We start from the raw sequence: 23468 nt of genomic DNA on the forward strand, positions 1-23468 counted from the left end.
CCGGCGTCAGCCCGCGGAGGCGCGGCGCAGGATGAAGTCTTCGAGCAGCGCGGAAAAACCGGCCGGGTCCTCCAGGCTGGGCAGGTGGCCGGCGTCGATGAATTCGCGCGCTTCGGCGCCGGGGATCGTCCGCGCCGCGTGGCGCGAGCGTTCCTGTACATGTGGAAAATCCAGGCTGCCCCAGGCCACCAGCGTCGGCGCGGCGACGTCCGCCAGGCGCGGATAGGCGGGCGCGGGCTCCTGCGCCTGTCCGCCGGGCGCGGCGCGCAGCGCGATGCCGTTCATGTCCAGGAACAAGGCCCGCGTCTCGCCCGTCACGCGGCCTTCGGCGGCGAGCACGCCATCCAGCAGCTGGCGCGCCTTGCAGCGGTTGACGCGTTCCATGTCGCCGGCGGCCTCTGCCTGGCGCAGCTCGTCCATCTGCGCTTGCACCGGCGGGTCATAGACGGGCGCGGGCGCGCCCGCGATGTTCGGCGCGACCAGCACCAGGGCGCGCACGCGCGCCGGATGCAGCAGCGCCATGTCCAGCGCGACGCGGCCGCCCGCCGAGGCGCCCACCAGGATCGCCGGTTCGCCGTCCGTCAGCGCGTCCAGCACCGCCAGCAGGTCCGTGACCTGGGCATGGTCTTCGGGATCGGCGCGGGTCAGTCCATAGCCGCGCCGGTCGTAGGCGATGGCCCGGCCGCGCGCGGCGTGGCGGGGCGCGACGGCGTGCCACATGCGGCGGTCGCACACGCCGGCGTGCAGGAACACGATGGGGGCGCCTTGGCCGCAGACGCTGGCCGCCAGCCGGGCGCGCCCGGATGTGATCCATTGGGGGGAATCCATGCCTGATCCTTGGGAGCTGAAGCAGGCGTCCATGCTACAGCGACAGGCCGTATCGTGTCCGGCCCGCGCCCGTCCCCGGCGGATTGCCTCAGGATTCCGCGTGCAGGGCCGCGAGCAGTCGCGAGTAGGTCGGCGCCAGCCGGCGCAGGCATTGGGCCGCGCTGGCGTCGCGCCGCGTGACCAGTGGATGTTGCAGGGCGCCGATGTATCGCGCCTGCTCGGCGGCCACGGCGGCGGCCCGCGGGCAGCCGGCGCGGGCCAGGCAGGCCGCCGCGTCGCTGGCGCGACGCGCGCCGACTCGGACCGCGAAATGGATCAGATGCATCCGGAGCGCGTCGTCGCAGCCGTCGAGCAGCCTGTCCGCCAGCGCTTCGGCGGCGTCGGCGTTGCCCAGCGTGCCGGCGGGAACGGGCCGTCGCGGATCCATGGCGAGCCAGCGCGCGGCGGCTGGCAGCGCGGCGCGGATGGCCTCGGTCTCCGAGACCGCCGAGATGCGCGTGAAGCCCGTGCGCAAGGTGTAGGGCGCGCCGTAGTCCACGGTATCCGCCGCCCAGGCGGCCATGAAGTCGGCCAGCGGCAACGTGGCATAGGGGAAGCCTTGCGGGTCGTGCATCAGCACGCAGCCGTCCTCGATCGCCAGCGCGACGACATAGTGATCGGCCTGGATCGGTCCCGTCATGCCAGGCTGATGCCGGAAGTATCCCATCTCGACCGGACCGATCCAGGCAGGACCATGCGCCAGCGCGTCGTGCAGACGTTCCAGCGCCTCGCCCGCGCTGCCGCCGCAACTGCGGTCCGAACGCCAGCCCAGCGCCGCCAGCGCGCCGTCGAAGCCGGCGTCCGGATTCCAGCCATGGGGATCGAACAGCGGCAGCGCGCCCCCGAGCATCTGCATGCCGAACGGACTGCCGGTGGCGAATTCGATGACGGCGGTCGACGGGGCGTGTTCGCCGAACATCATGGCGAAGCTGTTGGCATAGCAGTAAGGGCCGGAGCCGATGTAGGGCAGGTGCCGCATGGAGCCTCAGGGTGCGATGGGATAGGCGACATCGAAGCGGGCGCCGCCGGTGCCCGGGTGGATTTCGTAGGGACTGCCGGCGCAGCAGGAACCGGCCTGGCCTTCCAGCCAGCGCTCGATCGCGTCGTATAGGCGCAGCACCTGTGGATAGGTTTGCAGCGCGGCCGGCGCGGGCAGATAGGCTTCGCGTCCGGCAGGTCGCAGCCGCAAGCTCAATTCGCCCGAGGGTTCCAGGTGGCCGGCATAGGCGATGGCGGCTTCGATCCGGCCGGCGCCATCATGGCCCACGGCTTCGTGGAAATGCAGCATCAGCGGGCCGTCGGCGGGCAGGCCGGCGCGGGCCAGGGCGTCGCGCAGCGCCGAGTCGGCGTGTTGGGCGAAGGGTTCCAGGCCGTCGATATCGACATGGGTCTGCAGGTACGCCAGCCTGGCGGCGGGCACGTCGCGCACGCGCACGGCGCCAGCCAGTCCGGCATCGCCGTCGGCAGACTGGCGGACGATGGCGTCCACCAGCTCACTCTGTTCGGCCAACCGGTCCGCCTGCGCGGCCAGCCAGGCGCGCAGCTCGGCCGCGCGCGTCATCTCGTCCAGCGCCAGCAGGCGCGCGACGCGGGCCACCGGCAGGCCCAACCGGCGTAGCCGGGCTATCAGCCGGGCCGTGGCGGCCTGGCTGATCGCGTAATAGCGATAGCCCGTGGCCGGGTCGATGCGATCGGGCACCAGCAGGCCTTGATCCGCATAGAGCCGCAATGCCTTCGGCGACAGCTGGGTCAGGGCGCCGAAGCGGCCCGCGAGCAGATGGGTGTCGGTCATGGGCGCGAGTGTGGGGCTTGCCCCTGGGGCGAGGTCAAGCGGGCTGAGCGTCCCGCCGCCCGGGCGGCGGGACGGCATTCAGCGCGCCTGCGCGAGCGAGGCCATCGACTGGCGCATGAAGCCGAGCAGCTCATCGCTGGCCCAGGTGCCGGCGGTGAGTCCGGGCTCGCTCATCAAGGCCTGCCGGAACTTGGCGTGGGTGGCGGGATCCTTGCCGGCGTAGCTGCTGAACAGCGTCATCCAGCGGCGGGCCAGGGCCTGGCCGGCGGGCGAGCCCGGCGCGTGGCCGGCGTCGATGGCGTCGCGCGCGTCGGCCATGAGCTGCGGCCATTCGGCGGCGCGGTCGTCGTAGTGGGCGCGCAGATGGCGGATCTCCCCGGGCGTCAGGTACTTTTCATAGACCAGCAGCTTGCTTTCCGAGAAGGCGCGCAGCACGTAGTCGCGCATGGCCGGCGAGATGCCGACGTGTTCCTGCATCGACGGCTCGCGTTCGTACATGGCGTTCAGCTTGACCAGCAGGCGCGGATCGCCGCCGGTGTCGCGGACCAGCAGCGTCATCCAGCGCGTCGCCAGCTCGCGCGGCCGCCGTGCCTCGGGCGCGACGCCGGCGTCGATCTGGGCGCGCACCTCGGCGATCAGCGCCAGCCAGTCGGCGTCCGGCGAGCCGCTCTGGCTGCTGCGATACATGGGCAGGCGGTCGAGTTCGTCTTGCGAGAAGTATTTGTCGTACATGGTCATCAGTTCCAGAGTGTTGAGCCAATCGGCCAGCTCCGGTTCCGCGCCGCCGAGCAGCTGGCCGTGCAATTGCGCCAGTCTTGCGCGCAGTTGCGCGGCCTGCTCGATCTGCCGGTCGAGGGCGGCGATCTGCCGCGCCACGATGCCGGCCAGCGGGACGCCGGGCTGGTCCAGGAAGGCGCCGATCTCGGCCAGCGACAGTCCGAAGCGGCGCAGCGCCTGGATCTGGTGGAGCCGGGCGATGTCGTCGCGGCCGTACAGCCGGTAGCCGTTCTCGGCGCGCGCCGAGGGACTGAGCAGACCGATCGCGTGATAGTGGTGCAGCGCGCGGACCGTCAGTCCGCTGCGCTTGGCCAGTTCTCCTACTTTCAGCTGCATCGTTTCCCTCCGTGAGTGGCGCAGACCGAACTCTGGAGCGTTACGTTACGTGAGGGTCAAGCGGAAAGGCAATGTCTCGTTTGGGCCACAATAGGGACTGGCGCCGCGCCTGGCCGCGCGGCTTTTCCGCTTCCCGCTTTTCGGATCCCGCCATGTTCAATGACCTGTTCCTGCTCGGCAAGCTCACCGGCCTGGGCCTGGTGATCATGCTGCCCCTGGCCAATCCCCTGACTTCCATGACCATGCTGCTGTCGCTGGGACAGCACATTCCGTACAAGGAGCGCGCGCGGCAGATCCGCCAGGCGGCGTTCTACGTGGTGGGCATCATGCTGGTGACCTACTACGCCGGGGCCTGGATCATGAGCACCTTCGGCATCTCGATCCCCGGGCTGCGCATCGCGGGCGGGCTGATCGTCATGGTGCTGGGCTTCAGCATGCTGTTCCCCAAGGCGCAGCCCGAGGACGCGCCCGAGGTCGAGCAGACCGACGCGGCGGCCCGGCGCGGCGCCGCCCCCAACATCGCCTTCGTGCCGCTGGCCATGCCGGGCACGGCGGGGCCGGGCACCATCGCCATGATCATCAGCGCGGCCTCGTCGATGAATTCCGATGAACTGGCGCATGTGCCGGCCTGGGTGCTGGCGGTGGTGCCTGTCGTGGTGTTCGCGCTGCTGGGCCTGATCTTCTGGATCTGCCTGACCTCGGCCGGCAAGATCGTGGCGCTGATCGGCCATGAAGGCGTGGAGGCCATCTCGCGCGTGATGGGTTTCCTGCTTGTCTGCATGGGCGTGCAGTTCGTGATCAACGGCGTGCTGGAGATCGCGCACGGACTGCCCTGAGCGGGGGCGGGCGGAGCGCATCCGGCTGCCGGGCCGGCGCGTCCGCCCGCGGTCTTACCTGGCGAACTTCTTGGCGCCGGCCACGCACAGGATCACGCCCACCGTGACGCCCAGCATGGCCACGCTGACGTGCTCGTGCAGCAGGCCCGCCGCCAGCGCCAGCCCGAAGAAGGGCTGCAGCAGCTGCAACTGGCCAACGGCGGCGATGCCGCCCTGGGCCAGGCCCCGATACCAGAACACGAAGCCGATGAACATGCTGAAGAGCGCCACATAGGCCAGGCTGATCCAGGCCGGCGTGCTGATGTTGGCGAAGGTCGGGGGCGCCAGCGTCCAGGTCATCGCCGCCATCACCGGCAGCGACAGCACCAGCGCCCAGGAGATCACCTGCCAGCCTCCCAGCGTGCGGGACAGCCTGCCGCCCTCGGCATAGCCCAGCCCGCAGACGATGATGGACGCCAGCATCAGCAGGTCGCCCTCGACCGAGGCGCTCACGCCCTGGGTCAGCGCGAAGCCGACCACGAAGAGGCTGCCCAGGATCGAGAACAGCCAGAAGGCCGGGCGCGGCCGCTCGCCGCCTCGGATCACGCCGAAGATGGCGGTGGTCAGCGGCAACAGGCCGACGAAGACGATCGAGTGCGCCGAGGTCACGTGGCGCAGGGCCAGCGCCGTCAGCAGCGGAAAGCCGACCACCACGCCGAGCGAGACGATGATGAGCGGGATGATGTCCTGCCGCGCGGGGCGCTTCTGCCGGAACAGGAACAGCACGGCGACGGCCAGCAGGCCGGCGATGGCGGCGCGCGCCACCGTCAGGAAGAGGGCGTCGAACTCCAGGACCGCGACCCGGGTGGCGGGCAGCGAGCCGCTGAAGATGACGACGCCGAGAAAACCGTTGATCCATCCGCTCGCGGTCCGGTCGTCCGGCTTGTTCCGCAAGATAGCTGTCTGTTGCATGATTGCCTGCGCAAAATGGCGTTGCTGGAAAAAGGCAGCGGCCAGGCCCGTGGAGGGCCGCCGCCGCCGGCAGGGGATCCGTTCGGGGGAACGCGGACCCTGCCGATGCAATGCTATGCTCGCTTATCAGTACAATCAAACAATTGTCATGGATACATCGACCCATGCCGCAAGCCCGTTACAAGCAGCTGGTTGACGCCTACGCCGCCGATATCCGCGAAGGGCGCCTGGCCCCGGGCACGCGCCTGCCCACCCACCGGCAGCTCGCCGCCAGCCAGGGGCTGGCCCTGGTCACGGCCTCGCGCGTGTACGCGGAACTGGAATCCATGGGCCTGGTCAGCGGCGAGACGGGCCGAGGCACTTTCGTGCGCGAGCCGGAATGGCCGACCTTCCTGGGTACGGACACGCAGACGGCCGCCGCCAGCATGGCCGACCTGAGTTTCAACTATCCGTCGCTGCCGGGCCAGGCCGAGCAACTGCGCGCCGCCTTGCGCCAGCTGGCCCAGTCCGGCGACCTGGACGCGCTGCTGCGCTACCAGCCGCATGGCGGCCGGCCCCATGAACGCGCCGTCGCGGCGCGCCATCTGGCCACGCACGGACTGCGGGCGCCGGCCGAGCGCGTGCTGATCGTCTGCGGCGCCCAGCATGGGCTGGCTGTCGCCGCCACCGCCCTGCTGCGGCCGGGCGACGTGGTGGCGGTGGATGCGCTGACCTACTACGGCTTCAAGGGCGTGGCCGAGGCGCAGCGCCTGGAACTGGCGCCGGTCCCGGTCAGCGCCGAGGGGCCGGACCTGGACGCGCTGGATCGCCTGTGCCGCGCCCGCCGCGTGCGCGCCATCTACTGCATGCCGACGCTGCACAATCCGCTCGGGTGGGTGCTGGACCAGGCCGGTCGCGAGCGCCTGGTGGCCATCGCGCGCCGCCATGACCTGATCGTGATCGAGGATCAGGTCTACGGCTATCTGGTGCATCCGCAGCCGGCGCCGCTGGCGGCCCTGGCGCCGGAGCGCACGGTCTACGTGTCCGGCCTGTCCAAGAGCGTGGCGGCCGGTCTGCGGGTCGGTTTTATCGCGGCGCCCGATGCCTGGCTGCCAGCCATGGAACGGGTGATCCGCAGTTCCACCTGGAACACGCCCGCCGTCATGTCCGCCATCGCCTGCATGTGGATGGAGGACGGCACGGTGGCGGCGCTGGAACAGGCCAAGCGCGAGGACGCGCGGGCGCGCCAGGCGCTCGCGCGACGCGTGCTGGCGGACCTGCCGGTGGTCGCGCATCCCTCGTCGTACTTCCTGTGGATCCCGCTGGCGGAAGAGGCGCGCGCCGACCAGATCGCCATGTCGCTGCAGCGCCAGCAGGTGGCGGTCACGACCGCCGAGCCGTTCGCCACCACGTCCCAGGTGCCGCACGCGATCCGGCTGGCGCTGGGCTCGGTGGACATGGCGGTGCTGGAGGACTCGCTGGAGAAGATCAGGCGAGCGGTGCCGGCGTATTGAGGAAGGGATCGGGATTGAGCAGCGCGTTTTCCAGCGCGCCTTCCATCACGGCCAGCATCCCCGTCCGCGTCTCGCGTTTCGCGGTGAAACCCGCCATCGCCAGCCGCAGCGCCGGGCAGTAGTAGGCCGCCGTGCCCCAGTAGCCCAGGTGGAAATACACCTCGGCGCCGCCGATGCGCTTGGCGAACAGGCCCAGGCGGTAGCCGTCGGCGCCCTCGTGGGCGCCGGGCGCCAGCATCTCGGCCAGCGTGGCGGGGCGCTCGTAGACGCGGCCTTCGAACAGGTCGGCGGTCCAGCGCGCCAGATCGCGCGCCGACATGACCAGTCCGCCGCCGCCATAGAGATCCATCGTGGCGCTGACGTCGGTCACGTCCCGCTCGCCCAGGAACTGGCGCGCGCGCGGCGCGGCGCTCGCCGGCGCGGGCTCCGCGATTTCCCACCAGGTCGTGGCCAGGCCCAGCCGGTCGAAGCCCAGCTCGCGGCGCGCCACGGCGGCCAGCGAGTCGCCGGCCGCCCGTTCGATGATCTCGCCCAGCAGCACGTAGCCGGTGTCCGAATACTGGAACTTCGCGCCCGGTCGGCCGATGGGGCGGGGCCGGGAGGTGAAGCGGCGCAGCTGCTCGCCGCGCGTCCACGCGTGCGCCGGGTCGGCCAGCACGTCGCGGATATAGGCATCGTCGGCATGATCGGAAAGCCCGGCGCTGTGCTGCATGAGCTGGCGCGCAGTGATCGCGTCGCAGGCGTAGCCGGCCGAACGCAGCAGGTCCAGGTGCGCCGGCGAGAGCAGGCCGGCGATGGGCGCGTCCAGGTCCAGCAGGCCGCGCTCTTTCAGGCGCAGCGCGATGGCCGCGGTCATGGTCTTGGTGTTGCTGGCGCTGCGGAACGGCGTATCCAGCGTCAGCGCGCGGCCGGCGGCGGCATCGGCCATGCCGGCCGCGACGCCCCAGGGACGGGCCGCGCCGGCGCCGGCGATGCAGAGGGCCGTGGGCGCGTCCAGCGCGCGTACCGGGGCGTTCAGGACATCGGGATTCACGCGTGCTCCTTGGATCGGTTCATTGTTCGTTGTGGCCAGGCGGCAGGCAGAAGCGCAGGAAGCCGTCGCCGGCGAGCTTGTGCACATACTCGTCCGGGGATTTCTCGAAACCCAGCCGATGGTAGAACTTGGCGCCGCCCGCGTTGCCGTCGTCCACGGTCAGCCGGAGATGAGTGTAGCCATTGCCCAGCCCGCGCCGGGCGACCTCGCGCAGCAGCCGTTCGCCGATGCCCGCGCCACGGCGGGCGGCGTCCACATAAAGATCCTGCACGTAGATGCCGGGCTCGCCCACCCAGGTCGAGAAGAAGGGGAAGTACAGGCACATGCCGGCGAAGCCGCCGGCGTCCTCGGCCAGCATCACTTCGAATTCCGGCCGCTCACCGAAACCGTGGCGCTCCAGGCCCTCGCGCGTGCTGCGCAGGCGTTCGGGCACGCCCAGCGACGCCGCCAGTTCCTGGAGCGCGCGCAGGATCGCGCCGCAATCGGATTTGGCTGCGATGCGAAAGCGCAGGTCTGGCGGAGGCGTGACGGGCATGGCGTCCTGGGCGGCGTGGCGGCGAAGGACAGACCATAGCAGAGACGAGGAGGGCGCGCCGCGCGTCCGCGGCGGCAGGGCGCGCGGGGGCGGCAGATGTCAGCGCGTCGCCAGTCCGCCGGCGTTATTCGCCTCGCCCTGCGCGCGGATCAGCGAATAGGCGATGTAGTACTTGTAGATATTGCTGACGTACTGGACCGTTTCGCGACCGATGCGTTGCGACGCCACGCGCTCGACGTTGTTGAACCAGACGTTGGGATCCAGCCCCAGCTTGGCGGCTTCCTTGCGCAGCCTGTTCACGCGGCCGGGACCGGCGTTGTAGGCGGCGAAGGCGAACAGGCCCTTATTCAGCTCGGTCATGGGTTCGTTGGCGTAGTAGCGGTCTATCGTCTGCCGCACATACTTGATGCCGCCCCGGATATTGTTCTGCTCGACATGGATGCTGCCGACCTGCAGCTCCTTGCCGGTGGCGGGCATGATCTGCATCACGCCGATCGCGCCGACCGCGCTCTTGGCGTTCTGGTTCAGTCGCGATTCCTGGTATCCCTGGGCCACCATGAGCAGCCAGTCGATGTTGTACTCCTGGCCATAGCGTTGGAAATGCGTGGTCAGGCGATGAAAGCGTTCCAGGTCTTCCGGATCGGCCGCGTGCTTCACCCATTTGGTCGACATCAGGTACTTCTTGAACTGCTGCTTGCCGAAGGCGGTGTCGCCGCGATGTGCGTCCATGAAGGGATTGATCGCGGCGGCGAGCAGCGGCGAGTCCTTGCGGAAGGCGAACGCGACGTCGTTGCCGGCGTCCACGGTCAGGTCCTCGCGCACGACGATGCCGGGAAAGATCTGCTTCCAGAAATTGGCCAGATAGCGGTCGGCGACGGTGATCTTCACGAGATCGGCGTTGACCATCTCCAGGATGTCATCGGTTTCGAAAACGCCGGGCGCGTCGCGGATCACGATGGGACGCTTGCCGCGCGCCTGCAGCGCGGCGCTGAGCGTCTTGAGGCTGCTGTAATAGCTGCTGGACGGGTTGACGAGCACTTCCCTGCCGGCCAGGTCGTCCAGCGACGCGAGCGGCGGGGCGCTCGCCGAGGTGACGATGAGCTCGCGCACGCCGGAGGCCAGCGGATGTGAAAAGTCCACCTGCGCGCGGCGTTCGTCCGTGATGGTCAGGTTGGCGGCGACGAGGTCGCCCTTGCCGGCCAGCAGGTCCGGGATCAGCCGGTCGCGGGGCGTGGGCAGGAAGACCACGTGGATCCGCGCGTAGTGCGCCTTGACGCCGGCGTTCAGGCGCTTCTCGAACTCCGTCATCATGTCGACGATGAGGCCGCGCTGCGTGCCGCCCTTGTCCAGGAAGTAAAGCGTCTTGTTGTACGGCACCAGCACGCGGAGCTGTTGCCGCTTCTTCATGCCGTCCAGGTCGCCGGTCCAGGGCTTGACGTTGTAGGCCAGGCTCAGCGGATCCTTGCCCTGTGCCGCGGGCGCGGCTTGCGCGGTGGTGAAAAGGGCGGCAAAGCACAATGCCGCGGCCACGACGAAACGCGAACGCATGATGTCCCTCTCCTGGTAGCGCCCGCCATGCTTGTCGCGCAGGGTCGGGCAACAGCTCTTCTTGTGGTCCGGTCCTGGCCGTGAAGCTTGGGGGCGGTCGCCGGATGGTGCGTCGTTATGCGTTGAAATATATCGTAATTCGAAGTCGAAAAATGGAACTCTTTGCCGCGACTGCAACGATTGTTGTTTTCGCGCCCGGGGTCGGGGAAGACCCTGGGCCCGGCCGTGATCCCGGCCGGGCCGGCGGGCGCTGCCTGCCCGGCGGCTCAGTCCGCCTCGTCGATGCGCACGGACACCGGGAAGTGGTCGCTGTAGCCATCCACGTTCACGTTGCGCGCGGCGTCGCCCTTGGGCAGGCCGAAGCGGATCGGCCCTTCGCCGACGCGATGGTCCACCATCTCGGGATAGGCTTCGATGCGCGCGCTTTCCACCCGCGCGCGCAGCGCGCCGGATCCGGCCAGCAGGCCGCGCGCGACCAGGATCTGGTCGAACACATTGCCGTCGCCGCTGAAATACAGCGTGCCGTCCAGATCGCGCGCCTTGCCGCGATGGTCGACCGCGGCCTGCGTCAGGTAGCGCCAGCTCAGGTTGTAGAACCGGGCGCTCTGCGCGCGCGCCACGTCGCCCTGCTCGCGCGTGGCGCCGGCGTGGATCGTGAGCGAGGCGTCGAACGGATCGTCGTTGAAATCGCCCATGGCCAGGATGGCCGCGTCGGGCCCTTTCACCTCGCGGATGCGCTCGTGCCAGTAGCCCAGCGTTTCGCCCGCCGTGGCGCGGAAACCCGCCGAATACTGCGGCCCGCGTCCGGCCGGCGCCGAGCGCGACGGCCAGTGGTTGGCCAATGCGATCAGCTCGTTGCCGGCGGCGGTGACGAAGGTGCATTGCGTGATGTCGCGCGTGCCGGTGCGGCGCATGACCCAGTGCGAGAACAGCTCCTTGCGCCTGGGCTTGAGCCGCTTGCCGTCCGTGATGAAGGCCGTGTCGATGCCGCGCTGCTCGCGTTCCGCGTCCACGTGGATGATGTCGTAGGCGCGGTCCGGCAGCAGCGCGTTGAGCCGCTCGGCCAGGGCCTGCAGGGCGTGGCGGTTCTCGACCTCGCAGACGCCCAGCAGGTCGGGCCCCTGGTCGTCGCCCATCCGCGCGATGATGGCCGCCAGCTGCGCCACCTTGCGCTCGAACAGCTCAGGGGTCCAGCCTCGCAGATCGTTGCGCAGCCTGTCGGCCAGCCAGGGTTCGCGCTCGGGGTAGCCCTCGGGCGCGAACAGGTTTTCCAGGTTCCAGAACGCCACCAGATAGTCCATCGGATCGTCCTCCATGCCGCGCGTCGGGCGACGCGGCCTCGCCTTGCCACGCGAGGATTGTTCAGGCCGCAGGTTGCAGCTTCATGAGCGGAAATATTGGACGGGAGGGACGGTCGTGACTCTTCTAGAGGTCTGATTTCGTTCACTTTTTAACGAGGGTTTTCACCGAGTCATTCGTGCGCGATTGGACCTAGTATTGCGCCCGTTGCGCCGGCCCGCAGCCGCGATACGCCGGCGTTCGTATGTCAGCTTCAGGAAGGAACAGCATGCGCAGCAGTCCGACGCGTCCCGGGCAGGACGTTCCCTTTTGCCTGCCGCCCCTGGAACGGGTCGAAGTGGCCAGCTTCGAGATTCCGCCGGGCGCCTGCGATACGCACGCGCACGTCGTGGCGGCCGACGCGCGGGCCTATCCGATGGTGCCCGAGCGCAGCTACACGCCGCATCCGGCGACCGAGCAGTCCTATCTGTCCATGCTGGACGCGCAGGGCATGGCGCGCGGCGTGCTGGTGCAGATCAGCGTCTACGGCACCGACAACCGCTACATGCTGGAAGTGCTGCGCCGCCATCCGGACCGGCTGCGCGGCATCGGCGTGGTGGCGCCCACGGTGACGGACGCCGAGCTGGAGGCCATGCACGCCGCCGGCGTGCGCGGCCTGCGCATCAACGTGCTGTTCGGCGGCGGCATCGGCTTCGACGCGATGGAGACCCTGGCGCGGCGCATCGCCGGCCTGGGCTGGCACATGCAGTTCCTGATGGATGCGCGCCAGCTGCCCGAGCTGATGCCGCGCATGCGCAAGCTGCCGGTGCCGGGCGTGATCGATCACATGGGCCACATGCCGGTGGCGCAGCGCACGGACAGCGCGGGCTTCCAGGCCATGCGCCATCTGCTGCGCGAACACGGCTGGTGGGCCAAGCTGTCCGGCGCCTATCGCATCAGCGAACGCCACGACAGCCACGACGACGTCACGCCATGGGCGCGGGCGCTGATCGAGGCCGCCCCCGACCGGCTGGTATGGGGCAGCGACTGGCCCCACGTGCACATCACGCGCATGGTCGACACGGGCAGGCTGCGCAACCAGCTGGCGGACTGGGCGCCGGAGCCGGAGATGCGCAAACGCATCCTGGTGGACAACCCGCAGCGGCTGTACGGCTTCCCGGCAGTCTGAGCGCCCTGGCCACGCGGGGGCCAGGCAAGCCCGCATCGCTTATTCATCCGCGCCGCGGCGGCATCCGCGCGCGCATCTTCCCCTTGCAACATCAAAGAGGCATCCGCATGCAATGGTACAAAGAGCTCAGCGTCACCGAGCGCCGCACGTTCATCGGCGCCTTTGGCGGCTGGGCCGTCGACGCGCTCGACTTCATGGTCTTCACCTTCGTGATCTCCACGCTCATCAATTTGTGGGGCATAGACAAGGGTCAGGCCGGCATGCTGGGCACCGTCACGCTGCTGTTCTCGGCGCTGGGCGGCTGGCTCGCCGGCATCCTGGCCGACCGCTACGGCCGCGTGCGCGTGCTGCAATACACCATCCTGTGGTTCTCGGTCTGCACGGTGGCCATCGGCTTCGCGCAGAACTTCGAACAGCTGTTCGTGCTGCGCGCGCTGCAAGGCCTGGGCTTCGGCGGCGAGTGGGCGGTCGGCTCGGTGCTGATGGGCGAGATCGTCCGCGCCCAGCATCGCGGCAAGGCCGTGGGCACGGTACAGAGCGGCTGGGCGGTGGGCTGGGGCGCGGCGGCGATCCTGTACACGCTGGCCTTTTCGCTGCTGCCGCCCGAATGGGCCTGGCGCAGCCTGTTCTGGATCGGCGTGCTGCCGGCCTTCCTGGTGCTGTACATCCGCAAGCACGTACCCGAGCCCGAGGTGTTCCAGCGCAACCTCGCCAAGCAGAAGGACGCGGCGCAGCGCACGTCCTTCTGGGCGATCTTCTCGCCGGCCCTGCTCAAGACCACGGTGGTGACCTCCTTGCTGTGCACGGCGGTGCAGGGCGGCTACTACGCGATCACGACCTGGCTGCCGACCTTCCTGAAGACCGAGCGCAACCTGTCCGTGCTGAACACGGGCGGCTACCTGCTGGTCATCATCCTGGGCTCGTTCTACGGCTATATCGTCGGCGCCTATCTGGCCGACCGCCTGGGCCGGCGCGCCAACCTGCTGATCTTCTCGGTGCTGTCGGCGGCCAGCGTCTACCTGTACACGCAGGTGCCGCTGAGCAATGAACAGATGCTGGTGCTGGGCTTTCCGCTGGGCTTCGCCGCCTCGGGCATCTTCAGCGGCATCGGCGCCTACCTGACCGAGCTGTTCCCGTCCTCGGTGCGCGCCACGGGACAGGGCTTCGCCTACAACTTCGGGCGCGGCATCGGCGCGCTGTTCCCGAGTCTGGTGGGTTTCCTGAGCCAGACGCATGGGCTGGCCTGGGCCATCGGCGCCTTCGCCACCGGGGCCTATGTGATGGTGATCCTGACCGCGCTGCTGCTGCCCGAGACCAAGGGGCGCGAGCTGTCCTGAGCGCGACGCGGACGGGACCGGCGCGCGCCGGTCCCGTCCGTGATCAGCCGAACACCGGCCGGAAGAAGCTGCGCTCGTAGCTCAGGATGCAGCGCGTGTCTTCGGCGTACTTGAACGCCGCCGCGCATGCCGGATCGTCCTTGGACTGATTCCTGTACGTTTCATAGGCCGCCAGGCTGGGGAAGGTGAACAGCGCCAGCGCGATGTTGTTGGCGCCTTCGGAGGGCAGGAAGTAGCCGTGGTGGCTGCCGCCGAATTTCTCGACCAGCGGGATCCAGAGTTTCCCGTAGTGTTCGAATTCGGCCAGCTTGGACGGGTCGATGACGTAGCGGAGATAGCAGGTGACCATGGAATGCGCCATGCCTTGTGTGGGTGGGTGAGATGCGCAGCCTAGGCAGACGCGCGACTCGCGTCAACCGCGAGAGGCCCGTCTGGCCATGCTGTCTTCAGGCGTCGGCCTCGCGCGCCGCGCCGGTCAGCCAGTCCTTCAGCGCCGCCAGGGCCGGTGCCGCGCCGGGGGGCGCGGCCTTGGGTTCGATCAGGCCGTATTCCGAGCCGTCGGGCGCGAAGCCCAGCGGCGCGGCCAGCCGGCCGCTGCGCAGGTCGTCCAGCGCCAGGATGCGCGGACAGAGCGCCACGCCCAGGCCGGCGGCGGCGGCTTCGACGATCAGGAAATGGTGGTCCAGGTAGCGCGTGGCGCGCGGCGCGGCGCGGCCGGGCTGCTGGCCCAGCCAGTCGTCCCAGGCCGCCGGGCGCGTGCGCGAGGCCAGCGCCACATAGTCGCCGGCCTCGAAGCCGGGCAGCAGGGCCGGGGTCATGACCGGCCCCATGCTTTCGCGCATCAGCGGCGTGACGCGCCAGTCGGGGTGCACGGGGAAGTCCAGCCGGCGCAGCGCCAGCGAGACCTGGTCGCGCGAGAAATCCAGCGGCCCGCCGCCGACCGACAGGTGCAGCTCGATCTCCGGATGGCTGTCCTGGAAGGCGGATAGCCGAGGGATCAGCCAGCGCATCGCCACCGAGCGTTCGCAGGACAGCACCACCGGACGCTTGGCGTCGCGGTCGCGCAGCGAGTCGATGGTGTCGTTGATGAGGGCCAGCGCGCGGCCCATGGCCGAGGCCAGGGCCTGGCCTTCGGCCGTCAGGCGCAGGCCGCGGCCGGCCGGCTCGAACAGCTCCAGGCCCAGGTCGTCGCTCAGCTTGGCCACGCGCCGGCTGACCGCGCCGTGGGTGAGCGCCAGCGCGTCGGCGGCCGCGCGCATGGAGCCCAGCCGGGCGACGGCCTCGAAGGCGCGCATGTCGTTCAGGGAAGGGCGTCGGGTCGTTTTCATTGGTGAGTTTCCATCACCATAAAAAGTCAGAAAGTATGGATTTTTCTGCCTGGTGATCTGCATTTTAATCACCAATATGAATACGCAGAAAGACCCCGCGAACCAGGTCGGCATCATCGCCGACGACCTGACCAGCGCCGCTGATGGCGCCGGCCCTTTCATGGAATGGGCCGGCGTGGCGCATATCAGCCGGGGCGGCCTGACGCGTTCCGACGCGCCGGTGCTGTCGGTCGACACCGGCAGCCGCGCGCTCGGCGAGGCCGAGGCCGGCCAGGTCGTGTGGCGCGCCGCGCGGGCGCTGGCCGAGTGCGGCACCTTGTACAAGACCATGGACTCGACGCTGCGCGGCCATGTGCGCGAAGAGCTGTCGGCCGCGTTTCGCGCCAGCCGCCGCCAGCTGCTGGTGGTGGCGCCGGCCTTTCCCGACGCGGGCCGGCTGACGCTGGGCGGCAACCAATACGTGCACGGCAAGCTGGTGGCCGCCAGTTCCTATGGCCAGGACCCCGTGCATCCGGCGCGCACCTCGCGCATCCTGGACCTGATTGATCCGGCCCTGGGACCGTCCATCGTGGTGCCCGAGGAGGCGAGTGCGGCCGAGTTGCGCGCCGCCGCCGGCAAGGCGCGCGTGCTGGTGCTGGACGCCAGCAGCCAGCAGGCGCTGAACGACCGGGTGGCGCAACTGTCCGCGCACTCCTGTCTGTGGGCCGGGTCTCCGGGCATGGCGCAGGCGCTCGCTTTCCAGCTGGGCGTGCGCGCCGCCGCGCCGCAGGCGCCGCGCCGCGCGTCGCGCGTGCTGATCGTGGTGGGTAGCGCCAACCGCGTCAGCCATGAACAATGCGCCGCGCTGCAGGCCGCCGGCGCGCAGCGCATCCAGGACGCCGACGAGATCCGCGCCGACGCTTCCGTCGTGTTCCTGCAGGCGCCCGCGCAGCCCGACGGCGATTCGGCCAGGGTGCTGGCCGGTCTGGTCAGGCAGGCCCGCCGCGCGCTCATGGCGCACAGCTTCGACGCCCTGATCGCCACCGGCGGCGATACCATGGCCGCCCTGCTCGACGCGCAGGCCATACATGCCTTCACGCTGCTGTCCGAACTGGAGCCCGGCTTTCCGCTGGGCATCACCGGCCTGGCCGGCCGCGACCGTTCCCTGCTGCTCGCGATGAAGGCGGGCGGCTTCGGCGGCCCCGATACGCTGCGCGCCGCCGCCTGGCGCCTGCTCGGCCAATAACCGTCCCTTTCCTCCTGGAGCCCTCAATGTCCGCTTCCGCACTGCCCATGGCTGTGACCATGGGCGACCCCTCCGGCATCGGCCCGGAGATCGTCGCCAAGACCCTGTTGCAGCCCGACTACGCGCGGCGCTGCTTGGTGGTGGGCGATGCCGCCGTGATGGCGCGCGCGCTCGATGCCCTGGGCGCCGCCGATCGCCTGCGCGTGGTGCGCGACGTGGACGAGGCCGTGTCCGCCGCGGCCTTCGAGCCGGACGCCATCCGCCTGTTGCCTTCGTCCGAGATGGCGGCCCTGCCGCCGCTGGGGCGGGTAGATCCGGCCAGCGGCAAGGCCGCCTACCAGGCCATCTGTCACGCCATCGACCTGGCCCGCGACGGGCGCGTGGCGGGCATGGTGACCGCGCCCATCCACAAGGAGGCGCTGTCCGCCGCCGGCGTGCCCTATCCCGGGCACACCGAGATCCTGGCCGACCGCGGCGGCGCCGGGCGCGTGGCCATGATGCTGGCGAACGACGTCATCGCCACCGTGCTCGTGACCATCCACTGTTCGCTGCGCCAGGCCATCGAGCGCGCCGATTTCGACGCGCAGATGTCGGCCATCCGGCTGGCGCACCAGGGCGGCCGCGCGCTGGGCGTGGCCGCGCCGCGCGTGGCGGTGGCGGGCCTGAATCCGCACGCCGGCGAAGGCGGGCTGTTCGGCGACGAGGAAGCCCGCATCATCCTGCCGGCCATCGAGGCCGCGCGGAGCGAGGGCATCGACGCCAGTGGCCCCTGGCCCGGTGACACGGTCTTCATGCAGGCGCGCCAGGGCCGTTTCGACGTGGTGGTGGCGCAGTACCACGACCAGGGCTTGATCCCGGTCAAGTACCTGGGCCTGGACCAGGGCGTCAACATCACGCTGGGCCTGCCCTTCGTGCGCACCAGTCCCGACCACGGCACGGCGTTCGACATCGCCGGGCAGGGCAAGGCCGATCCGGCCAGCCTGCAGACCGCCATCGACTACGCCTTCCGCCTCGCCGCCCATTCCTAGGATCAGACGCCATGAGCCATCCCGACTTCATCTTCATGCTGACGCGCAACGACCGCACCGTCGCGGGCGCCGCCGAGTACCTGGAAACCGCGCTGGAGGCCGGCGTGCGCCACATCGGCTTCAAGGACATCGGCCAGCCGGTGGAAGAACTGGCGCGGCTGAACCAGCGCATCAGGGCGGCGGGCGCGTCCAGCTACCTGGAAGTGGTATCGCAGGACCTGGACAGCGAACTGACGTCGGTGCGGGTGGCGCTGGAACTGGGCGTGGACTACCTGCTGGGCGGCACGCATGTGGACGAGGTGCTGCCGCTGCTGGCCGGCTCGCGCATCCGCTACTACCCGTTTCCCGGCGAAGTCTACGGCCACCCCAGCATCCTGGGCGGCACGCTGGAGGAGATCGTCGCCAGCGCCCGCCGCATCGGCGCGATGCCGGGCGTGCATGGGCTGGACCTGCTGGCCTATCGCGCCAGCGTCGACGTGCCGATGCTGATGGCCGAGGTCTGCCGGCAGGCCGACGTGCCCGTGATCATGGCCGGCTCCATCGACACCACGGCGCGCATCCAGATCGTGCGCGACGCGGGCGCGGCGGGCTTCACGGTGGGCACCGCGGCGCTGGACGAGCGCTTCCCGGCCCCCAGGCCCGGGCTGCTCGCGCAGCTGCGGACCATTCTGGCGGCGGCGTCCTGAGCCGCGTCTTATTCATTGTCCGCGCCGAGGAATTGCCTCAAGGGCGCGGGCAAGCGCATTCATAAGCTGTTCCGTTGCACAGGCAGTACCCAGACCAACAAGTCGTAGCCGGGCGGCAAGCCCGAGAACGATGGGCCGGCGACCATCCGCAAGGAGTTCGCAATGAGGAAGCACACATTTCCCTGTGACGGCTGGATCGCGGCATTGCGCGCCGTGGTCCTGGGCGGGGCCGTCCTGGCCGCGGCCGCGCCTGGCGCGGCGGCCGCCGATTTTCCCGAGCGCCCGCTCAAGATCGTCGTGCCCTATGCCCCGGGCGGCTCGACCGACGTGGTGGCCCGCATGCTGGGCGAGAAGCTGGCCGCGAAGTTCGGGCAGCCGGTGCTGGTCGAGAACCGGCCCGGCGCCAGCGAGCAGATCGCCTCGGCCTACGTGGCCAAGTCCACCGCCGACGGCTACACCATCATGTTGGCGACCATGGCCGGCCTGGCCGTCAATCCCTGGCTGTACCAGCTGCCCTACGACGTGTTGCATGATTTCGCGCCCGTCGTGGCCGCCGTCAAGATGCCGAGCTTCATCGTGGTCCATCCCCAGACGCCGGTCAAGACGGTGCCGCAGCTGACCGACTATCTCAGGAACAGCCGCGTGAGCTACGCGACCGCCGGCACCGGCACGCCCAGCCACCTGGCCATGGAGATGTACAAGAAGTACGCCAAGGTCGACGCCGAAAGCGTGCAGTACAAGGGCGGCGCGCCGGCCCTGCAGGACGTGATGGCGGGCCATGTTCCGGTGATGGTGGCGCTGGCGCCGGAGGCGCTGCCCTATATCAAGGCGGGCAAGCTCAGGGCCCTGGCCGTGACCAGCGCCGGACGGTCTCCCTTCCTTCCCGACGTGCCCGCGGTCACCGAGTACCCCGACCTCAAGGGCTTCGAGATCGATCAATGGCTGGGCTTCGTGGCGCCGGCGGGCACGCCCGGCGCCGTCGTCAACACGCTCAACCAGGCCATCAATGAAGCGCTGGCGGATCCGCAGGTGCGCTCCAGGCTGGCCGAGCTGTCCATCCTGCCGCAAGGCGGTTCGGTCGCGCACTTCACGCAGCTGATGCGCAACGAGAACGTGAAATGGAAGCAGGTCATCAAGGAGGCCGGCATCAAGCTCCAGTGAGGCTGGCGGCGTCCTGCCGGGCGCCGCACCGCTTGTCGCACCCGCAGTCCATCCCTTATCCCGCGAGAACCATCATGCTCTTGACCTCCAGCCCCTGGCTGCACGAACGCAGCTGGACTTCGGTCCAGGAATATCTCAAGCACGACGACCTGATCCTGGTCCCGATCGGCGCCACCGAACAGCACGGCCGCCACACCCCGCTCATGGTCGACACCGGCTGGGCGATCGCCGTGGCCGAAGGCGCGGCGCTGGCCACCGGCACGCTGGTCGCTCCGCCGCAGCACGTGGGCTGGTCGCCGCACCACCTGGCCTATTGCGGCGCGCTGACCTTTCGTCCCGAGACCTTGATCAGCGTGATGGTGGACATCGGCGAATCGCTGATCCACCACGGCTTCAAGAAGATCGTGTTCGTCAACGGCAACCGTATCGCCAACCTGCCGCCGATGGAGATCGCCGCGGCCAAGCTGCGCTTTTCCACCGGCGCCTACGTGTCCGTGGTCGACGCCGGCCTGATCGCGCGCAGGGAAGTCGGCGAGATCTGCCAGGCCGGGGAAAACGGCCATGGCGGCGACAGCGAGACCTCGTTCATGCTGCATTGGCGTCCGGACCTGGTGGACATGTCGCAGGCCGCTCCCGGCAAGCCGCACCAGACGGGCGGATCGTTCCCGACCAATCCCATGCCCTATCAGCCGCCGTTCGACCAGAACGTGATCTCGGTGCGCATCACCGCCGACGAAATGCTGCGGGGACATGAATCGGGCATCAGCGGCGACGCCACCGTGGCCGACGCGGACAAGGGCAGGCGCGTGCTGGAGGCCATCGTGCGCAACACGGCCCGGCACATCGAGGAGGCCCGGCGCCTGCAACCCGAGGTCAGGCGCCCGCCGATTCCGATCTGACCGCCGCCGGCGCCACCGATGCGCCCTGGATGCCGTGGCGCGCGAGCGCGTCGGCGACGAAGCCGCCGGCCTTCATGCGTTCGACGAAATCGGCCAGGTGGCGCCGGGCCTCGGCCGGATAGTCCTTGGGGCAGCCCATGGCCTGGCGGATCACCATGAAGCGGCCCGGCAGCAGGCGCAGCCCGGCATGGCGGGCCGCGTCGGCCTCGAGCTGCTGGCGCACGCCGGCGGCCACGTCCAGTTCTTGTTCCAGGAAGGTGTCGACCACGGCGGGCGAGGTCGGCGCGCGCACGATCTCGGCCGCCTTCAGCTCGCGCGTCAGGTACAGGTCATAGGCGCTGCCCTTGCCCACGGCCACGCGCAGGCCGGCGCGGTCCACTTCTTCGTTGGCGCGCAGCGGCGAGTCCTGCCGCACCAGATAGGCGCCCTCGATCAGCACATAGGGCTCGGTGAAGGCGATGCCCGCGCCGCGCACGGGATCGACGGCGAAAAAGCCGATGTCCGCCTGCGCCTGCGTCACGATGTCGACCGACTTGCCGGCGGCATCCACCACCACCAGTTCCAGCTCGACGCCGAGCTCGCCGGCATAGGCTCGCGCCAGGTCGACCGAGACGCCGGCGGGCTGGCCGCTGGCCGCGTCCAGGCGGGCAAGGATGGGATTGCCGAGATTGATCGCGGCGCGCAGTTTTCCGGTGGGGCAGAAGGCTAGGGCGATGGATGGGCTCATGGCAGGCGCGCGGGTCGGGGCCCGCGGATCAGGGTGGCGCGTTCGGACGCCCGGCGTCGGGCGAACGCAGGATGGGGGTGATGAGGGCGATGTTGTGCAGCGTGCTCGACAGGTGCTCGCGCATCGCGTCCGAGGCCTCCTGGTTGCGTTCGCGTTCCAGCAGGTCGAGGATGCGCAGGTGCTGCTCGCAGTGTTCGCGGTAGCGCTTGCGGTCGCGCATCGAGCGGTACGACAGCAGCCGGCGCACGCGGTTCACGCGGCGGATGGCGTCGATGAAGAAGGCGTTGCCCGACGCTTCGACCAGCGATTCGTGAAAGCGCACGCCGCGATCGTGCAGCTGGTCCGCGCTGTCGGTCTCGATGCCGCCGTCCAGCAGGTGTTTTTCGGCCTGGCGGCAGCGCGCCAGCACGGCGGGATCGAGCCGGTAGCCGGGTTCCAGCAGCGCCGCCGGCTCCAGCGCCAGCCGCAGCCGGTAGGATTGCAGCAGCGCATCGGGCGTGCGCATCATGGCCGAGAATTCCCAGCCGTAGCCGGGCCGGCGCTCGATCCAGCCTTCGGCGCCGATGCGGTCCAGCACGGCGTTCAGCTGGCTGGCCGTCAGGCCGTAGCGCTGGCGCAGCAGCGACTCGGTGACGGCATCCGGCAGCGAGCCGCCCAGCAGGTCGTCGGCGATGCGGAAGTAGGCCTCGCGCGCCGGATCCGGCGCGTTGTCCAGCGACAGCGCCAGCGCATCCGGCAAGTCCTGCGCCACGAAATAGCCGCGGTTCGGCATGCGCGCCACCAGGCCCTTGTCGGCCAGCTGGCGCAGCGCCTCGTTGACCGGCGAGCGCGATACGCGCAGCCGGTCGGCCAGCATCTGCGCGGGCAGGTGCGAACCGGGCGGCATGGCCTCGGCCTGGATCAGGCCCACGATCTGCGCGGCGATGGAGCTCTGCGATTTCATGCGCTCCACTGTAACCCGGTTTCATGCGGTGTCCGGACGCTCCGGGGCCGTGTCCAGCGCGTGCCGCAGGATGCGCGGCATCACGCCGCCGGCGGCCAGCAGTTCGGTTTCCAGCTGCGTTTCGACCGCCGCGATCGCGTCGAAAGCGAGCTGTTCGCCGTCGGCGCGCAGCACGCGCACCGGCACGGTGGCGCGCGGCCGCAGCGCGCTGGCGGGCGCATTGATTTCGATGCGGTCGCCGGGCGCGAGCTTGAGGCGGGTCGGCCCCCATTGCGGCGGCAGGCGCAGCGGCAGGATGCCCATGCCGATCAGGTTGCTGCGGTGGATGCGCTCGAAGCTCAGCGCCAGCACGGCGCGTATGCCCAGCAGGCGCTGGCCCTTGGCGGCCCAGTCGCGCGACGATCCGGTGCCGTAGCGCTCGCCCGCGACCAGCACTACTGGCAGCCCGGCGTCATGGTAGCGCTCGGCGGCCTCCCACAGCGGCAGCGTCTGGCCCGAGGGCGCGTGCAGCGTGTGCGCCACCGGCGCCACGGGCGCGTACAGGTTGACCAGGCTGCGGCTGTGGAAGGCGGCGCGCAGCATCACTTCCCAGTTGCCCCGGCGCGAGGCGAACACATTCAGGTCGCGCCGGTCCTCGCCGCGCGCCGCCAGGAAATCGGCCACCAGGCTGTCGGGCGGAATGGCGCTGGCCGGCGAGATGTGGTCGGTGGTGACGTCGTCGCCCAGCACCAGCAGCGGATGGGCCGTGTACTGGCCGAGCAGGCTGCCGGCGTCCAGCGCGGCGAAGGGCGGACGCCGCAGGATGGTGGAGTCCGGCTGCCAGGGAAAGCGCGTGCCCGAGGGCGCCGCCAGCGCGTGCCATTCGGGGTTGGCCTGCGCTGCCTGGAAGTCGCGCGCGAAATCGGCGGCGTCCAGGCCGGCGTCCAGGCAGGCCTGGATTTCCTCGTCCGTGGGCCAGATGTCGCGCAGGTAGGCCGGCGCGCCGTCGGTGTCGAAGCCCAGCGGTTCGGCGGCCAGGTCGCGCTCGGCGTCGCCGGCCAGCGCGTAGGCGACCACGAGCGGCGGCGACACCAGGAAACCCAGCTCCAGGTCGGGATGCACGCGGCCGGGGAAATTCCGGTTGCCCGACAGGATGGCCACGGGCCGCGCGTGGCCGGCTTGCGCGGCCTGGGCCACGCGTTCGGGCAGCGGACCGGAATTGCCGATGCAGGTGGTGCAGCCGTAGCCCACGATGTCGAAGCCGGCGGCGGACAGATCGTCCAGCAGCCCGGCGCGGCGCAGGTAGCTGGCGGCGGCGGGCGAGCCCGGACCCAGCGAGGTCTTGACCCAGGGCGCGGCGGCCAGGCCGCGCGCGCGCGCCTTGCGCGCCAGCAGGCCGGCCGCGATCAGCAGCGCCGGGTCCGAGGTATTGGTGCAGCTGGTGATCGCGGCGATGGCCACGGGATAGGCCGGCAGGCCGTCCGGCGTGCCCGGGGCGCGCGGGCCGCTCGCGGCCAGCG

The 23468-nt window shown here is 70.1% G+C and carries 23 protein-coding genes; 9 read left to right on the forward strand and 14 right to left on the reverse strand.

The annotated features are described in order from the left end of the window. Nucleotides 1-6: 6 nt before the first annotated feature. From AC6LJ9_RS05380 to AC6LJ9_RS05395, 4 genes are all read right to left on the reverse strand, one after another. On the reverse strand, nucleotides 7-828 hold the full coding sequence (locus tag AC6LJ9_RS05380) for an alpha/beta fold hydrolase (RefSeq protein ID WP_498146730.1): 822 nt from the start codon (nucleotides 826-828) through the stop codon (nucleotides 7-9). Between the two features lie 88 nt (nucleotides 829-916). After that, nucleotides 917-1846 (reverse strand): YobF C-terminal domain-containing protein, encoded by a 930-nt coding sequence (locus AC6LJ9_RS05385; protein ID WP_498146731.1) that lies wholly within the window; start codon nucleotides 1844-1846, stop codon nucleotides 917-919. 6 nt (nucleotides 1847-1852) lie between these two features. Then, nucleotides 1853-2659, reverse strand: a complete 807-nt coding sequence (locus AC6LJ9_RS05390; RefSeq protein WP_498146732.1) for a MerR family transcriptional regulator — start codon at nucleotides 2657-2659, stop codon at nucleotides 1853-1855. 78 nt (nucleotides 2660-2737) lie between these two features. Further along, on the reverse strand, nucleotides 2738-3772 hold the full coding sequence (locus tag AC6LJ9_RS05395; RefSeq protein ID WP_498146733.1) for a MerR family transcriptional regulator: 1035 nt from the start codon (nucleotides 3770-3772) through the stop codon (nucleotides 2738-2740). A gap of 152 nt (nucleotides 3773-3924) precedes the next feature. Between AC6LJ9_RS05395 and AC6LJ9_RS05400 the strand changes: the two genes are divergently transcribed. Continuing rightward, nucleotides 3925-4608: a MarC family NAAT transporter gene (locus AC6LJ9_RS05400; RefSeq protein WP_498146734.1), complete on the forward strand. Its 684-nt coding sequence runs from the start codon at nucleotides 3925-3927 to the stop codon at nucleotides 4606-4608. A 54-nt stretch (nucleotides 4609-4662) separates the two neighbouring features. Here the strand turns inward: AC6LJ9_RS05400 and AC6LJ9_RS05405 are convergent, their stop codons facing one another. Next, nucleotides 4663-5559, reverse strand: a complete 897-nt coding sequence (locus tag AC6LJ9_RS05405; protein WP_498146735.1) for a DMT family transporter — start codon at nucleotides 5557-5559, stop codon at nucleotides 4663-4665. A gap of 164 nt (nucleotides 5560-5723) precedes the next feature. On the opposite strand from AC6LJ9_RS05405, the gene AC6LJ9_RS05410 reads away from it, so the two are divergent. Beyond that, nucleotides 5724-7052: an aminotransferase-like domain-containing protein gene (locus AC6LJ9_RS05410; protein WP_498146736.1), complete on the forward strand. Its 1329-nt coding sequence runs from the start codon at nucleotides 5724-5726 to the stop codon at nucleotides 7050-7052. Here the strand turns inward: AC6LJ9_RS05410 and AC6LJ9_RS05415 are convergent. From AC6LJ9_RS05415 to AC6LJ9_RS05430, 4 genes are all read right to left on the reverse strand, one after another. Next, entirely contained in the window at nucleotides 7027-8085 is a 1059-nt protein-coding gene (locus tag AC6LJ9_RS05415; RefSeq protein WP_498146737.1) for a serine hydrolase domain-containing protein, read from the reverse strand. The two genes, AC6LJ9_RS05410 and AC6LJ9_RS05415, sit on opposite strands and share 26 nt — an antisense overlap. A gap of 19 nt (nucleotides 8086-8104) precedes the next feature. Beyond that, nucleotides 8105-8620, reverse strand: a complete 516-nt coding sequence (locus tag AC6LJ9_RS05420; RefSeq protein ID WP_498146738.1) for a GNAT family N-acetyltransferase — start codon at nucleotides 8618-8620, stop codon at nucleotides 8105-8107. Between the two features lie 99 nt (nucleotides 8621-8719). Then, nucleotides 8720-10168 carry an MltF family protein gene (locus tag AC6LJ9_RS05425; protein ID WP_498146739.1) on the reverse strand — a complete coding sequence of 483 codons (1449 nt, stop codon included), beginning with the start codon at nucleotides 10166-10168 and terminating at the stop codon, nucleotides 8720-8722. Nucleotides 10169-10434: 266 nt separating this feature from the next. After that, on the reverse strand, nucleotides 10435-11484 hold the full coding sequence (locus tag AC6LJ9_RS05430) for an endonuclease/exonuclease/phosphatase family protein (RefSeq protein WP_498146740.1): 1050 nt from the start codon (nucleotides 11482-11484) through the stop codon (nucleotides 10435-10437). Between the two features lie 251 nt (nucleotides 11485-11735). Here AC6LJ9_RS05430 and AC6LJ9_RS05435 point away from each other — a divergent pair, with 251 nt between their 5' ends. Together AC6LJ9_RS05435 and AC6LJ9_RS05440 are read left to right on the forward strand one after the other, a co-directional pair. Next, nucleotides 11736-12635 carry an amidohydrolase family protein gene (locus AC6LJ9_RS05435; protein WP_498146741.1) on the forward strand — a complete coding sequence of 300 codons (900 nt, stop codon included), beginning with the start codon at nucleotides 11736-11738 and terminating at the stop codon, nucleotides 12633-12635. 107 nt (nucleotides 12636-12742) lie between these two features. After that, on the forward strand, nucleotides 12743-13972 hold the full coding sequence (locus tag AC6LJ9_RS05440) for an MFS transporter (protein WP_498146742.1): 1230 nt from the start codon (nucleotides 12743-12745) through the stop codon (nucleotides 13970-13972). Between the two features lie 43 nt (nucleotides 13973-14015). Here AC6LJ9_RS05440 and AC6LJ9_RS05445 read toward each other — a convergent pair whose 3' ends face one another. Together AC6LJ9_RS05445 and AC6LJ9_RS05450 are read right to left on the reverse strand one after the other, a co-directional pair. Continuing rightward, entirely contained in the window at nucleotides 14016-14321 is a 306-nt protein-coding gene (locus tag AC6LJ9_RS05445; protein WP_212316696.1) for an NIPSNAP family protein, read from the reverse strand. A gap of 97 nt (nucleotides 14322-14418) precedes the next feature. Then, nucleotides 14419-15300 (reverse strand): LysR substrate-binding domain-containing protein, encoded by an 882-nt coding sequence (locus AC6LJ9_RS05450; protein WP_498146743.1) that lies wholly within the window; start codon nucleotides 15298-15300, stop codon nucleotides 14419-14421. Nucleotides 15301-15376: 76 nt separating this feature from the next. On the opposite strand from AC6LJ9_RS05450, the gene AC6LJ9_RS05455 reads away from it, so the two are divergent. From AC6LJ9_RS05455 to AC6LJ9_RS05475, 5 genes are all read left to right on the forward strand, one after another. Further along, nucleotides 15377-16525: a four-carbon acid sugar kinase family protein gene (locus AC6LJ9_RS05455; protein ID WP_498146744.1), complete on the forward strand. Its 1149-nt coding sequence runs from the start codon at nucleotides 15377-15379 to the stop codon at nucleotides 16523-16525. A 26-nt stretch (nucleotides 16526-16551) separates the two neighbouring features. After that, nucleotides 16552-17553, forward strand: a complete 1002-nt coding sequence (pdxA, locus tag AC6LJ9_RS05460; RefSeq protein WP_498146745.1) for a 4-hydroxythreonine-4-phosphate dehydrogenase PdxA — start codon at nucleotides 16552-16554, stop codon at nucleotides 17551-17553. Nucleotides 17554-17564: 11 nt separating this feature from the next. After that, a complete protein-coding gene (locus AC6LJ9_RS05465; protein ID WP_498146746.1) occupies nucleotides 17565-18239 on the forward strand; it encodes a 4-hydroxythreonine-4-phosphate dehydrogenase in 675 nt (224 codons plus the stop codon). A gap of 162 nt (nucleotides 18240-18401) precedes the next feature. After that, a complete protein-coding gene (locus tag AC6LJ9_RS05470) occupies nucleotides 18402-19400 on the forward strand; it encodes a Bug family tripartite tricarboxylate transporter substrate binding protein (RefSeq protein WP_498146747.1) in 999 nt (332 codons plus the stop codon). A 74-nt stretch (nucleotides 19401-19474) separates the two neighbouring features. Next, on the forward strand, nucleotides 19475-20299 hold the full coding sequence (locus AC6LJ9_RS05475; RefSeq protein WP_498146748.1) for a creatininase family protein: 825 nt from the start codon (nucleotides 19475-19477) through the stop codon (nucleotides 20297-20299). On the opposite strand, the gene AC6LJ9_RS05480 is transcribed toward AC6LJ9_RS05475, so the two are convergent. The 3 genes from AC6LJ9_RS05480 to AC6LJ9_RS05490 form a co-directional block, all read right to left on the reverse strand. After that, complete coding sequence (locus AC6LJ9_RS05480) at nucleotides 20274-21026, reverse strand: ABC transporter substrate-binding protein (protein ID WP_498146749.1); 753 nt, start codon at nucleotides 21024-21026, stop codon at nucleotides 20274-20276. The two genes, AC6LJ9_RS05475 and AC6LJ9_RS05480, sit on opposite strands and share 26 nt — an antisense overlap. Nucleotides 21027-21054: 28 nt before the next feature. Continuing rightward, on the reverse strand, nucleotides 21055-21969 hold the full coding sequence (locus AC6LJ9_RS05485) for a GntR family transcriptional regulator (protein WP_498146750.1): 915 nt from the start codon (nucleotides 21967-21969) through the stop codon (nucleotides 21055-21057). A 21-nt stretch (nucleotides 21970-21990) separates the two neighbouring features. Beyond that, the coding region (locus AC6LJ9_RS05490) for an aconitase family protein (RefSeq protein WP_498146751.1) at nucleotides 21991-23468 on the reverse strand (1478 nt) is incomplete at its 5' end.

The sequence above is a fragment of the Achromobacter sp. 1011811831 genome (assembly GCF_059760905.1).